We start from the raw sequence: 13427 nt of genomic DNA, 5'->3' as shown, positions 1-13427 counted from the left end.
TTCTCTCCACTATAAGGGTATCCCTACCCCCAAAAACTCATTTTCAAATACTGATGGTGCGAAAAAGTTTAAAATCCTTCAGAAACCCTACCGAAAAATGCAAAAACTGTGATAAAAGACGATTGAAAACGGAAAAAATCCGGAAATATTAATTACGCCTAAGGTCTAATGATTATCAAATTTAAAATGGCAATTTATAGTTTGCTTGAGGTTTAGAGATGAAGTTTTTGCTTCGAAAGTGTGTAGATTGTGGGGAATATACGTTTAAAGAGATTTGTCCTTATTGTGGGGGTAATGTCAGAGTTCCCCAGCCTTCAAGATTCTCTATTGAGGATCGTGTTGGTAAGTGGAGGCGTCAACAGAAAAGAGAGTTCTATAAAAAGGTAAGTGATTCAGAGATTGAGGGGGAAGACATCTAGCTTTTAGTATATTCAAGTGTTCCGCCTTCACTCTCGATACTTGTTTTGGCGGTGTTGATAATTTTTTCTAATGTTGTTTCGGCTTGTTTATAGTCGTCAGCGGTTATTTCTATGCGATACTTGGGTGCGCCGAGAGTGTAGATATTTACGGTTGTTTCTTCGTCTTTTATCGCGTTGATGGCTTCTCTAAAAGCCTTTTTTATGGCGTCGATGCCGGCGCGCTTCCAACAGGTCATTTCTATGGTTCTTGTGATGTTAACTTTTGGGGGCTCTACATAAGTTTGAGCTATTTCGGAGATTATTTCAATCCATTCTTTTTTGAGTCCCAAATTCTCTAAGGTTTTTGATCCTTTTTCGGAGACTAGTTCGAGGCCGTTATATATGCTTCCATAGGTATCTTCTAATTTCCATCCTACTTCGGTATAAGCCTCGTCTAAGGTTTTACCAATCTTTGTTGCTGCCATTTCGAGGAGCTTTTCTGCTTTTTGGGCTCTTTTCCATTCCTGTATTTTTTGGCGCTTTTGTTGTTCTGTAACGCGTCTTAGAGACAGGTCTATAAATCCTTTTTGTGGGTTTATTCTGAGAGCCTTAGCTACTACTTTTTGGTTTTCTCTAACAAAGTTTCTAATATTTCTTACCCAGCTTAGAGCAATTTCTGATATGTGAATCATTCCTTCCTTGTTATCGTATTCATCTAGTTGAACGTATGCTCCATGATTAGCAATTCTTGTTACTGTTCCAATAACTAAGTCCCCTTTTTCCGGATATTCTTTTCTTAGGTGGATCATATTTATCAAAGCCTACCTGAAAATTTGTTGCTTGCTTCTTTTAGCGTGTATTATTGCTTTTCCTCCTGTTGGGGTTACTAAAATTTTACCACATACATTACACTTCACTACTGTACTTGTCCTACTGAAGACTATCTGCTCTGAGCCACAGTCTGGACATTGGATGTTAACGAACTTACTTTTAGGTTGTGGTTGCACTTCTTTGCTTTTGACCACGATAATTAACACTCTCCTATTCTATTTCTAATTTTTTGAGACGCATTCCCTTCTTCTGGACGATATAACCGCAATCTTTGCATTTCAATTTGAGGGAGAACTTTTTGGTAGTCTTAGAAAATTTTTTCTGAATTGGTTTACCCCATCCCTACATTAATATGTAGGATTGTTTAGGCTGACTACCATAACCTTTCTTTTTTCGATGATAGCGGCGAGCACCAGCTACCGTTGTACTATCCTTTCCTTTCTTATATAGAGAAACTGTGTGTTCAGTATATGTTCTACATTTTGGACAGTAAATTCGTTTTTCTTTAGGATATCTCATAAGTATACACCCTTCCAAAATATTTAGATTAACATAATATTCATGATTGCAAACACATATGCAATTTGAGCATATTCACAACTTATTTTATATCTTTCGATTACTTTACATAAAAGTAATATTAGATTTAGAAGTTTTCGGGTTCAACCCGATTACAAAATAAAAATTAAAGTCTATTGGTTACTAAAAATATTTTCAAAAAATACTAGTTTTGCAGCCTTTCTTAAAATTAAAGCTTTAGCATTTTCCTTAGGTAAGGTGACAATATCTTCAATGTTAAAAGGCCCATAAATTTTCATGTCACTCCCAACTATAGGAGGAAGTTGTCTTAAAATTCTTACAAGAATGAAAGGTACTTCTTTTTCTTCAATTTCCTTAATTTCTAGGGGAAGAGGCTTTTTGCCCAAGATTTGTAGTAAGTCATTTTTAAATCGTTCATATAATGATTTTTCTTCACGTGTTAATTTTTCTTTATTTAACTCTTTTTCTATACTAACACTTCTTAAAATTTTAACAAGACGGATGTTAATTAGATCATTTAGCATAAAAGTAGCATTATTATACTCTTTTCTAAATAGTTTACTTAGAATTGGTTCTGACTCGTTTTCATCTATTTTAAGATTTTCTAAAAATTTTTTAGCCTCAATATAGAAATTATCCTCAAGTTTTTGCAATCCTTCTTCCTTCTGCTCCTTTTCCCAAGAACTATAAATTCTTTCATACATTATTTAGACGACCCCATATAATTCTAATCGATTCTAGCAACCCCTTTACAGAGAAGAAACACTGCTGCAGATAGTGGAAGTTCGACTTTTTCGTTTGTGTATGGCCCAAAGATTTCTTCACCGATTCTGAAACGGGGTACATCGATGATATATACTGTAAATTCACCTTTGAAGACTTGGGATTTACTAAAAGGATCAAATTCAGCTAACTCATTCAATTTTAAAGGTTTTACTTCAAAGCCAGTTTTTCCGTTAAGAGAAGTTGGGAGGCGTATTAGTCTACGAATGTCGGAAGTAACTGGTTCATCAATTTCTACCTTAGCCATATTTATAGCACGCTCAGATATAAGGTACCAAACATTTATATCGATATTTTTCATTGCATCCCAAAGTGGAGGGTGCCTTGTCAAATAATTTACTACTTTTTGTTTTTCTTTTAAAAGTGTTGAGAATTTTTTTCTTACTGATTTGTCTTCTTTTTGAATTTGGTTTTCATCCAATTCGGAAATAAATTTAATAATATATCTCGCTAGTCTTCCCTCCCATCCCCTACCTTTAGTATCAGGTCCTACAATTATTCGTTTGCGTCCAACCTCTTGGAGTCCATGAAGTTCGGGATTTATTCCGCTTCCCTTAATATAATCAATAATTTCCCTCCTTGCTTGAGAACTAAGCTCTCTCACAATATCCGACTCAACGTGTATATGATATCCTCTGTGCCCTGAAAAACATACGCTAACTTCTGTTTCATTTAAACCAAAATCAGGAATTAAAAAATCCTCAACAAGTTTAATGGTTTCTTGCTTAGCGGTTTCCAAGCAAATGTCACACAGCCATTTTATTTCTTCGATTTTGGAATTCCCGCACTTAGGACACTTTTCTGGTTTAATCCCTTTACCAATCTCCCAACATACTTGGCAATTCCATTTATCATGCTCATTTTTACAACTTGTTTCTATGTGATCAGCATCTATATCAAATATCAAGTCACAGCCTTCCCAACCTTTCAATGACATTTTTGGCATATCTGGTTGATTATAGGACGCAGCCGAATAAAATACATCTGAAGGGGCCTCTCTAATAAGAAATGTTTTAAGCTGTTCATCATTTTCAAAACCCAGGTGTCTAATAACCGCACTATGTCTAAAAAACATAAAGCCGAATTCTCTCTTAGCTGTGTTTGAGGGAGGCTCTATTTTACTAACATTATCGTTATAGTAATTACCGAATAGGTTCATTAAAAAATCATTTTTATCCATTTTATATCTTCCTATAAAATACTACCTTAAAGATAGTAGTTTAAGTACTATAACATCTTATCTTAATTGTTGGTTTTTATCCTCCTCTTTGTCTATTTCTAAGAATGTTGCGATAGTAACTTAACGGATGATTAATATTTTTACACCATTCATTCTTTTCACAGATACCATATGTTTTTAGTGTATTACAAGCAGGAGGGGTGTACTTAGTCCCACCTCCGATAATCCCTGCTATATGTTCTACCTGATATCTTGTCATATTTTCATCAAAATCAGGAACATTACTAAATATTTGTATCAACTCGTCGACAGAAATCCCAACATTTATGAGAAAAGAGGTAAGAGTAAATCTAGCATGATGTGATAAATTTCCACCTGCAAGAGTTACTGATAACATTTTTGATATACAAGGGGGAAAAGCTTCTTTAGAAACCTCACTAATACCCTCATCAATTCCTCTATCAATTTTCTGATTTTCTAATTTAATTCTAATTGTGTTAATCATCTCTTTCATTGCAGGGGGTAATTCTGAGGGTTTCCCTTTCTTTTCCATAAGTCGCCACTTCACTGCTTCAGATATTAACCTAGCAACATCAATTTTTCGAACATATACATAGCCCTCATCCAAAACTCTATTTACTAGTTTCCAGTATTTATCCTGAAAGTAGGGAGCATACTCCAAATAATTATTAACTTTTAATTTATACTCGTAAAATCGCCCCCCAACTCTTTTCAGTGCTTTTTCAACAGCCCATCTAAAAGTCTCTTTTACTATATTAATTAGCTTATCATCTTCTTCGTTTGCTAAAAGTTTATCAGCACGTTTAGACTCCGCAACTGCATACCTTCTTCTTAAGTATTCATCACCTAATGATTCCACAAATAAACGGGCAATCGGAAAAGAGAGAAGTTCTACATGTGCATTACCTTGATAAGAAACATAACCATTTTCTAATGCCTCTAAGACACGTTCCATACCCCTTTTAAGAACAGAAGAATATTCAGATGAAGCCAAATCCTCAATATCCAAATTAAGACTTTCAATATACTTCTGTGCCTCTACTATGAAAGGATACTTGGCTAAATCCGCTTTAGAATACATAAATACCATTTTACAGAGTCCTACCTAATTTGGTTAACAGGCCAAACTTTTTTAATTCGCTTTCATGAATTGATTCTTAAATAAATATTTTAAAAATTTTGGAAATCAGTAAATAAACACAAATTTTATTTTTTTTCTGAAGACAAAAGAGCAGCTTAGGCTTCAGGAGTATTATAAAAGCACTTTTAATGCTTTAGGAGATTTTTATTAATTTATTCTGCCTCGATTCGAGGAGCTAGCCAATATGTTAAGCGTCCACCGCCAATAATATTGAATTCGAGTTTTATTGGCATACCAGTTGAGAATTGAACTGTGACCGTATCACTTGCGGCAGCTGCCTTCATCATATCCATAAGATAACTTAGGGCATACATTGCGCTAGAATTTTCGATAGCATTTAACTCTAGAAGAGCATCACTAGACTTGTCTAACTTAACCTCTACGCCACCAGTATCTCCGGCAGCACTGATTTCCAACTCTTTTGGAGAAGCTTCAACTGTTACATGATCACTTACTACTTCAGCATCCTTTAGAGCTTCCTTTAAAGCATCTGCAGTCATTTTAATCTCAGTATTAAATTTAATAGAGGGAACCGGAGTTTCTTCATGGCTCAAATCAAGTAAACCAATATGAAAGGTACGCATAGACGTTCCCTTAAAAGTAACATTAAGCTTATTTTTTTCAGGATCCAGTGACAATACTAGTTCATCTCCACCACCAGCCCTCCGCATTATTCGGGACATGTCCTCAAGGTTTATGCCAAGTTTAACTTCACCACCGCACTTATACTCGCTGAAAGCCGATTTGGGCAACTCGAAATCAACCATAGCCACATGACTGGGATCCATCGCCCTTGCATGCAAGGAATTTTCATCCGCAATAAAGACCACTTCGTCAACTAAACCGGATAAAGCATCAACAATATTTTTCCAAAGCTTCGCATCCGTAAAAGCGAATTTAAACGACATATGCACCACCTTTTCCTTAAACTTCTAATCAGGATACATATGGGGGAATTGGTATGAATTAATCAGTTTTAGGTTTAAATAATATACTTTCCAAAGATATACCTATGCATTTTAAATCAAACATTATTATAATAACTATTAAGACTTCCTTTATAAGCACCCTCTATTCGGGTTAATATCAGTTTTCGATAGACTTTTTTAGCTGCTCTACTTCCGAGCGTAATTCAATACTCAGTTTATTTACATTTTGAATAATATTTGCATTAATCTGTATTTCGCTTTCTTCTCCAACCATAACAGTCCCAAATACTCTTATCTTATCACCCACTTTAATTTTGCTAATAAGCTCATCATCAAAAGCTACAATTCTAGCCTTACCAGTCCCGTCATCAATAAGCACAACATTTTGCTTTTTTTCCAACACAATACCTAAAACTTTAATAAAAGAATCTTCATTAGAAGCAATATCCTTAATTTGTTTTTCAACCGCCGGAGACCTATGTTTCCATGTACCGTCCTCATTTCTTCGATCCCAAGACATAAAACTCAACCCTAAGATATTTCATAAGGTAAGTAGCAGTTATAAAAGATACTATTAATACTCTGAAAAAAAACTTTCCCCTTTCACTAAACGCATCTTACAAAAAAAGATATTATACTTGGAAATTAATTAGAAATTTCAATTATATTTTGTTCAATTGCCTCCCTCAAAATACGGCACATAAGAATACGTTTTCTCGGATTAATTGCAACCATTCCATAGGTTTTTACATTTAAAAGATCCTCAACCTGTGATGGCTTCATAGCACCAGGCAGATCCTGTTTATTAGCTATAGCCAAAACTACAGTATTTGGTTTAAGACAAAATTCATCGACTATCTGACGAGTATTTAATACATTCTTAGGAGATGAGTCAGTCACCACAAAAATAACCTTAGCCCCACGCATAAACCCATTCCACAAAAACCTAAATCGATCCTGACCCGCAATATCGAAAAGACTAACCTCAACTTCACCTAAAGTCACAAAACCAAAGTTAATTCCAACCGTGGGATCATAATTGGTTACTGTTCTGTTTTCACTTAACAATGTTATAATGCTGGTTTTACCTACTGTAGGAAGCCCAATAAAGGCTACTTTTTCATGTTTCATTTTTTAGTCCTCTAGTTTGGGTGATAAGAGTTACAATAAAAGGAATTGGTTTTTCATTATGAATCTTAGTGTTATTGTAATATTGCTGAGGATATTCAGTATATGTTTGTGCTCTTCTAAAAATGGTGAATTTAAAAAATTATTATTGAAATTATTTTAATAATAATTTGAAAATGAGTATCTGAATTTTTTCCATCCTTTTGAGTGATTAGTAAGATCTCCATGTGTGACGGCATTTAACGCATCGGTAGAATATTGTTGAGCCTTCATCAGCCCTTCTTGTTTGAAGTTGCCAATATACTGCTTTATTATGACCACATTTAGGGCATGTAACTTTTGTAGTGGGCATGGTTTGAACCGAGTCTTCGTCTTCGATTATGGTTGTTTTGTCGCGTGGGGTGTGTTTGATTTCTTTTGTTATTTTATATTTTTCAGCTGAATCTTTTTCTAGGTCACGGGAGTAGCTGCAATTTCTACACTTTAGTGTCACATTCCCATTTTCATTTTTTATTGGAAGCATTATTGATTTGCACTGAGGGCAAAATTTCATTAGTTTCACCTTCAGATAGGTCGTATCAAAATTTTTTGTAATAAGAATTTAATCCAGTTGGTTGTTCACTTTTTGTTTATTTTCGCTCTCAATTCTTTCGAGAAGATTTTGAAGTAATAATGTGAAAATTTTAATGCTTATTTCTTTTTCAGTCTTGCGGTTTACTATATTTCTTTCAGGTATTAGGGAGATGAGTTGTTCCGCGGTTTCTTTTATATCAAAGTGGTCTTTTAACCAGGAATAAGCAATTAGTGCTTCGGCTGCATCGCCCAGACTATCTGCATTTTGTCTAGCAGAAAGGTGTTTCCTGAGACCGGCTTTTCTGATGGCTTCTGCCAGAATGGTGTCAGGAATTTTGGCACCATCAGGTTTACCAATCAACTTTGATTTTATTAGGGAGTATAGTAGATTTGCAATATTGTCTCCAAGTTTAGCTAGGTTTTTATCGTTTAGTATTTCTTTTAGAGATTTAGGCTTTGGTGATAAATTATTGAAATTATATTTATCATCTTTAGAGAAGCTCATGAGATTACCCTCTTTGAGAAAGACTTGTAATTTCTTTGCAGGTCTATTTAAATTTTTCAAGTTCTTTTTGAAATTTTTCTTTGAATTCTTCAATATTCGTCTCCAATTTTTCTAGAGTTTCTTTTAATAAAACTAAAGCATCCTTTTTTCCATTTGTTTTAAGGTATAGAACAGGCTTTGAAAGTAACGCATGCTCTATCCGATAGCCTGCAAAGACCAAGGCTTCATCTTCAAATAGAATTGATTTTATAGCATTACATAAGGTATGGCCTTCCCCTTCTATTTCTATTATTAGTTCATTATCTTTTTTTTCCACAATTTTTATTTTCATAAAGCATCAACTTCTCTAGTTTTACTCTACAATTAAAGCTTTCGAATAACGCCCTGCTTTTTAAGACATAAGATTATTTTACTGATAAACTTTTAATGAACATAATATAATTGGTTTAAAAACATTAAAGGGATATATAAATATCATATTCTTGCAAAAATTTAATGATGATTATAGAATAGTTAATAAGGGTAAAATTTTTCATTATTTTCGATTTTAAAGATATTTCATGTTTTTACTTTCCCGTAATCACTTGCAATTTTTCTCGTTTCTTTTTCTTCACAATCATTGCAATATAGAAAGTTTCCTCTTCTTTCTAGTTCAGATCCACATTTAGAACATGTAGTATATATAACTCCTAAGTTTGTTTCAGCAGTGGTTAATTGGATTAATTCTCCTTTATCCTCAATCACTCTAGCCCGTATAATATCTCCTGGTCTTAATGCATCAGATGTATTTTCCACATATCCAGGGCTAATTTGAGATATATGGATTACTCCTGAAAACGGATTAGCTAAATTCTGTCCTCTCACTCGAGCGATGTCCACAAAGGTTAACATTTTATTAATTTGTGTGACTTTTGCCAAGATAATATCTCCTTTTCGAGGTAACGCACGCAACTCTATTGGTATCACTCTCACCCTTTTTTCAACATTATCAATTACAACCCGCCCAATACTTGACGAATAAACAACTCCGTTTTCTTCGTACGTACCCTCTCCAGGAGTAAATTCTTCGATCACACCTAGCCAATCGCCAGGAAGTACTAAACTTCCAGTTTTTGGTTTATTTAGTTCCTGCAACTTCCTATCTCCATAAATTTTTTATTACAAGAATAATAATTCCCATTATTCATTACGCGTTTAACTAATATTAAGGCAATAAATCTTATTCTCTTTTTACTGTTCTCCTTACAAATTAATCAATTATGAGATAAAATATTTTTTCCAGCATTTAATATCCTATAAATATCTATGTCAACCATGTATTTTCTTTTAGTATGAAAATGGAAGGTCGGGGGGAGACCCATCTTCATCCGAATAATTCTATCAATTATACCGCCATTTTTCTTCACAAACTGAGAAATAAATTTTCTGTTTTTTAGACCATATTTATGTATAGTGTACGCTACATTAGCCAGCTCTATAGCTTTCTTCAAAAAAATTCTATCACTTGATCTCTTTTGAACCCCAAACGGAGGATTTTGCAGTATAGTATCAACAGATCCACCAATATTCGCAACATCTATAGCTATAAAGTCAATTAAATTTGAAACACCCATTTTTAATGAATTTCTTCTAGCAATTCTTAGAACCTTTGAGTCCAAGTCTACACCTACCACACGCTTTGCCCCGATTAAAGCCGCCCCTATACCCAGCATACCATTACCACAACCCAAGTCGAACACCGTACACCCAACAATATCATTAAAGGTGAAGGCGGCGATAAATAGAAGATTCGCTGCAACTTCACTAGAAGACGCGTATTGCTCCCAACTAACCTTCGGCGAAGGATTGACCCTTAGTTCACTCAGCAATCGCTCAAGATCTTTCTTCTTAAATCTTTGCTCTAACTTCATTATATTTCACTTTTAACCCTTTTGTTGGCGAGTGTCTGAATTTTTTTATATGACGTATAATTAATAAATAAAAAAATAATAATACATATTAAACAAATTATAATTTATATTGAAGAAGGTCTTTACTTGCACTTTCCCAGCTTTCAAAACCAAGTAAAACGTTAAGCTCTCTAGGGGTTATAACAGGTATTCTAAACTGGGGACCTTCTTCAATTACTATTCTAGGACAGGCAGTTATTATAAGAACTTCTATATCCTCTAGTCCATAAAATCTTTCAGGAGTTATTTCATCAGCAACTATTAAATAGGCTTCTCTTCCTTTGCTCTCAATTTTGTTTCTAATTTTCCTAGCTAATTCCAAATTAATTTGCCCAAACTTTGAACCAATAACCACACCAAATCTTGTCGCATCTCTAGCTTTTACTATATGAGCGTATCTTTGCATAAGAAGTCTTTTAATCATTTCCTCTAGATTAATAACTTTGCCAGAATATGGATCAGCTGCTATGACAATCTTACCAGTGGCTAAAGCAATTCCAAGGGGATGAAAAGTACCTCCTCCAATAAATAGAAACTGATCTACATCCAAGTTACTAACACTGGATAAATCACAACCTAGAATCTGACCGGCATATTTAGCCTTGCCACTGGGTTTTCCAATTAAAATCTTAAAACCTATCTCCTCGAGCAGATTTTTTACATCATCTAATTTGTGAGCATGTTGAACAGTAGTCGCAAGACCCACTTTTCTAGCATTTAACAAGTTAGCAGCTTTTAACACAACATCCTTGATTTCAACATCAGAACGCGCTTCGATAAATAATGTGGGAATTTTGGGTTTCTTAGGCCAAGGAGAGTGGCCGAAGTGCGCTAAAAGATCAGCTCTAAATTTTAACGCTTCATTTTCCGCTAGATCACAACCACCCCAACAAGGATCTACAGAAATAAATGTTTCAACCCCTGTTTCTGATTCAAGCTCTTTACTAATTTTTAAAGCGGAGTTTATTAGACCTTCAGGAAATTGAAGTAAAATCCGTCTCGCGTGCCTTTTTTTGATTTCGGATTTAATTCGATCTAGTTCCATAAAATTGTTCATTTCCATCAATTACTTATTTTATAAATTATCCATTAATTTTTCTTTCAAAATTAATTATTGATTTATCTTGAACTAAGTAGTTTTAATAGCTTAAGAAATTTACTGTGGGAAGAAGCGAATAACATATATCAGAGTAATTTATCTAGTATTAAATATATTTTTTGAGAGGTGACCAAAATTGCCACTAATAGAAAAAGTTTCTGCGCGTAAGATCCTTGATTCTCGGGGAAAATATACAATAGAAGTCACTGTTCACAGCAAAGATCTTAAGGCCATTGCCTGTTCTCCATCTGGAGCAAGTGTTGGAAAATTTGAAGCACAAGCCTTCCCGAAAGAAGGAGTAGAACGTTCAGTACAACTTTTACAAAATCAGTTATCTTCCAAAATTAAAGGAAAAGAAGCAAAAGAACAAACGGAAATTGACAGAATCATATGGGATTTTGATGGCACAAAAAATCTTAGTAAATTAGGTGGAAACGCAGCAATAGCCACTTCTATAGCTGTAGCTAAAGTCGCTTCAAAAGATAGAAATCTAATGTTATGCCAATATTTAGGCAGTAACTTAAATCTCCCCTTTCCATTAAGTAATATTATTGGAGGGGGGGTTCACACAAAAGGAGATTCTATAGATTTTCAAGAATTCTTAGCTCTCCCATTAGGAGCTAAAACATTTGAAGAGGCGGCGCAAACCAATGTAATGATTCATAGTACAGTAGCTGAAATTATAATGAAAAAGTATCCAAAATATGTGCTGGGAAGAAACGATGAAGGTGCATGGGCAGCTCCACTTACAATAAATGAGACCTTAGAAACACTTACCAAAGCAATAGAAAAAGTGGAAAAAGAGATAGGGGTCAGGGCAAAAATTGGTATAGATGCCGCGGCTTCAGAATTGTGGGATAGTAAAAATGAAGAATACGTTTACAGAAAAGAGAACAGGAGACTGAGCTCGGAACAACAATTAGAGTACCTATTGGAGCTCATAGAAAAATATGAAATTGCATACTTTGAGGATCCATTTCAGGAAGAGGATTTTGATTATTTCGCGAAATTAACAGCAAACACAAAAAACAGATGTATGATAATAGGAGATGATTTGATAGTAACCAACAAAAACCGCCTTGAAACAGCGGTGGAAAAAAACGCAGTAACAGGAGTTATAATAAAGCCGAATCAAGTTGGCACTCTAACAGACACTAATTCCACCGCAAAGCTATGTCACGAAAGCAAAGTTATTCCCGCGGCTTCACATAGATCGGGGGAAACCACAGACCCCGCTTTAGCGCATATCGCCGTAGGATTAAAATGCCCAATAATCAAAATAGGTACAATGGGGGGAGAACGTATGGCAAAGATTAATGAGCTTATTAGAATGGAGAATTCTCTAAAGATAAAAATGTCTAAACTACCAATGAAAAAATAATAAAAATTTAAATGAGATAGATATAATTAATGAAATTAAATGAAATGAAATGAAATTAGTAGATGCAGAAAATATAATTGAGTATATTATAAGTAACTACAGATATTCTGGGAAAATTGTTGAAGTAGGTGTAGGAAAATTTCCACAAATAGCGCTAGGACTTAAAAAAGCATTACCAGAAACAGAAATTATCGTTACAGACTTAAATCCCCAATTCTTGGAATACTTATCAAACGAGAATATTAAAACCTTTGTCGATGATATAATTAAACCGGACATAAAAATTTATAGTAACAGCGATCTTATTTATTCAATTCGTCCACCTCCAGAATTTCAGCATTATCTTTTTAGAATCGCAAAAATCGTAAAAGCAGATCTTATACTTAGACTACTAACAAATGAATATCTTTGTATTTATCATCCGAGTCACGAAATTATAAATTATAAAAAAACAGTACTACACCTTTTTAAACATAAGAAGCAAAGCTATTGAAAGTAATAGTGTTATACTGTAATATTATATTCATTTGTGGTTTTATGAATTATTAAATCACCCAGTAAAAATTGCTTAATCTTATTGAAGAACACGAGCACGTCCAAAAAATTGAAGTATTCGTTTTTTATAGGATTGTTTGAGGTATGTTATCGTTGACAATTCCCCCTTTACTGTTGTAAACAGCCTGGGCGGACTGGCTATGGTAGCCGCTGAGCCGAATTAAGTGGACGGCGAGTCCACTAGTATAACTGCTTTAGCCATGCCCTGTGTCCTACCCTTTTTAAGGGAATTATACTGGTCGCAGGATCTCTGGCCAGGCCTGCTGTGTGAACAGCGCGCGGATGTTGTGGGCGATGTACTTGAGCAGTAGTCCTTTTCTCCGCATGTCTGGTCTTCGGTAGTTCAGTGTGCTTCCGTCCCGTAGTCATTCAGCAAAGTATTTATCTATTGATATGTTGAATTTGTAGCCTTTT

At 34.5% G+C, this 13427-nt stretch carries 18 protein-coding genes and 1 pseudogene; 4 read left to right on the top strand and 15 right to left on the bottom strand.

Annotated features, from left to right (window positions below; translation table 11 throughout):
• Positions 1-218: 218 nt before the first annotated feature.
• Positions 219-419 (top strand): RNA-protein complex protein Nop10, encoded by a 201-nt coding sequence (locus tag ACUVXA_RS07345; RefSeq protein WP_445870598.1) that lies wholly within the window; start codon positions 219-221, stop codon positions 417-419.
• On the opposite strand, the gene ACUVXA_RS07340 is transcribed toward ACUVXA_RS07345, so the two are convergent.
• The 15 genes and pseudogenes from ACUVXA_RS07340 to dph2 all read right to left on the bottom strand — a co-directional run bounded on the left by ACUVXA_RS07340 (position 416) and on the right by dph2 (position 11023).
• Positions 416-1207, bottom strand: coding sequence for a translation initiation factor IF-2 subunit alpha (locus ACUVXA_RS07340; RefSeq protein WP_445870599.1), 792 nt, complete (start codon positions 1205-1207; stop codon positions 416-418). The two genes, ACUVXA_RS07345 and ACUVXA_RS07340, sit on opposite strands and share 4 nt — an antisense overlap.
• Before the next feature lie 12 nt (positions 1208-1219).
• A complete protein-coding gene (locus ACUVXA_RS07335; protein WP_445870597.1) occupies positions 1220-1423 on the bottom strand; it encodes a 30S ribosomal protein S27e in 204 nt (67 codons plus the stop codon).
• A 16-nt stretch (positions 1424-1439) separates the two neighbouring features.
• Positions 1440-1748: pseudogene (locus tag ACUVXA_RS07330) on the bottom strand (50S ribosomal protein L44e).
• A gap of 173 nt (positions 1749-1921) precedes the next feature.
• The gene (locus tag ACUVXA_RS07325) at positions 1922-2473 is read right to left on the bottom strand and encodes a DNA replication complex subunit Gins51 (protein ID WP_445870596.1); all 552 of its coding nucleotides are present in this window, start codon (positions 2471-2473) and stop codon (positions 1922-1924) included.
• 23 nt (positions 2474-2496) lie between these two features.
• Complete coding sequence (locus ACUVXA_RS07320; RefSeq protein WP_445870595.1) at positions 2497-3732, bottom strand: DNA primase small subunit domain-containing protein; 1236 nt, start codon at positions 3730-3732, stop codon at positions 2497-2499.
• 76 nt (positions 3733-3808) lie between these two features.
• Positions 3809-4834: a DNA primase regulatory subunit PriL gene (locus ACUVXA_RS07315; RefSeq protein ID WP_445870594.1), complete on the bottom strand. Its 1026-nt coding sequence runs from the start codon at positions 4832-4834 to the stop codon at positions 3809-3811.
• Between the two features lie 212 nt (positions 4835-5046).
• On the bottom strand, positions 5047-5802 hold the full coding sequence (pcn, locus tag ACUVXA_RS07310) for a proliferating cell nuclear antigen (pcna) (protein WP_445870593.1): 756 nt from the start codon (positions 5800-5802) through the stop codon (positions 5047-5049).
• Positions 5803-5980: 178 nt separating this feature from the next.
• Positions 5981-6343: an OB-fold nucleic acid binding domain-containing protein gene (locus tag ACUVXA_RS07305; RefSeq protein WP_445870592.1), complete on the bottom strand. Its 363-nt coding sequence runs from the start codon at positions 6341-6343 to the stop codon at positions 5981-5983.
• Positions 6344-6468: 125 nt separating this feature from the next.
• Positions 6469-6954 carry an ADP-ribosylation factor-like protein gene (locus ACUVXA_RS07300; RefSeq protein ID WP_445870591.1) on the bottom strand — a complete coding sequence of 162 codons (486 nt, stop codon included), beginning with the start codon at positions 6952-6954 and terminating at the stop codon, positions 6469-6471.
• Positions 6955-7162: 208 nt separating this feature from the next.
• Complete coding sequence (locus ACUVXA_RS07295) at positions 7163-7504, bottom strand: transcription factor S (protein ID WP_445870590.1); 342 nt, start codon at positions 7502-7504, stop codon at positions 7163-7165.
• A gap of 48 nt (positions 7505-7552) precedes the next feature.
• Positions 7553-8029 (bottom strand): ribonuclease III family protein, encoded by a 477-nt coding sequence (locus tag ACUVXA_RS07290; protein ID WP_445870589.1) that lies wholly within the window; start codon positions 8027-8029, stop codon positions 7553-7555.
• Between the two features lie 43 nt (positions 8030-8072).
• Positions 8073-8360 (bottom strand): DNA-directed RNA polymerase subunit L, encoded by a 288-nt coding sequence (locus ACUVXA_RS07285; RefSeq protein WP_445870588.1) that lies wholly within the window; start codon positions 8358-8360, stop codon positions 8073-8075.
• Between the two features lie 227 nt (positions 8361-8587).
• Positions 8588-9163, bottom strand: a complete 576-nt coding sequence (locus ACUVXA_RS07280) for an exosome complex RNA-binding protein Csl4 (RefSeq protein ID WP_445870587.1) — start codon at positions 9161-9163, stop codon at positions 8588-8590.
• A 119-nt stretch (positions 9164-9282) separates the two neighbouring features.
• Complete coding sequence (locus tag ACUVXA_RS07275) at positions 9283-9939, bottom strand: METTL5 family protein (protein ID WP_445870586.1); 657 nt, start codon at positions 9937-9939, stop codon at positions 9283-9285.
• Positions 9940-10036: 97 nt separating this feature from the next.
• Positions 10037-11023 (bottom strand): diphthamide biosynthesis enzyme Dph2, encoded by a 987-nt coding sequence (gene dph2 / locus ACUVXA_RS07270; RefSeq protein ID WP_445870585.1) that lies wholly within the window; start codon positions 11021-11023, stop codon positions 10037-10039.
• A gap of 190 nt (positions 11024-11213) precedes the next feature.
• Here dph2 and eno point away from each other — a divergent pair, with 190 nt between their 5' ends.
• The 3 genes from eno (at position 11214) to ACUVXA_RS07255 (ending at position 13324) form a co-directional block, all read left to right on the top strand.
• Entirely contained in the window at positions 11214-12458 is a 1245-nt protein-coding gene (eno, locus tag ACUVXA_RS07265) for a phosphopyruvate hydratase (RefSeq protein ID WP_445870584.1), read from the top strand.
• A 49-nt stretch (positions 12459-12507) separates the two neighbouring features.
• Positions 12508-12951, top strand: a complete 444-nt coding sequence (locus ACUVXA_RS07260) for a UPF0146 family protein (RefSeq protein WP_445870583.1) — start codon at positions 12508-12510, stop codon at positions 12949-12951.
• Positions 12952-13177: 226 nt separating this feature from the next.
• Entirely contained in the window at positions 13178-13324 is a 147-nt protein-coding gene (locus tag ACUVXA_RS07255; RefSeq protein WP_445870582.1) for a hypothetical protein, read from the top strand.
• The last annotated feature ends 103 nt before the right edge of the window (positions 13325-13427 follow it).

The organism is Candidatus Jordarchaeum sp., from assembly GCF_052745115.1.
This window is presented reverse-complemented; position numbering and strand designations above follow the sequence as displayed.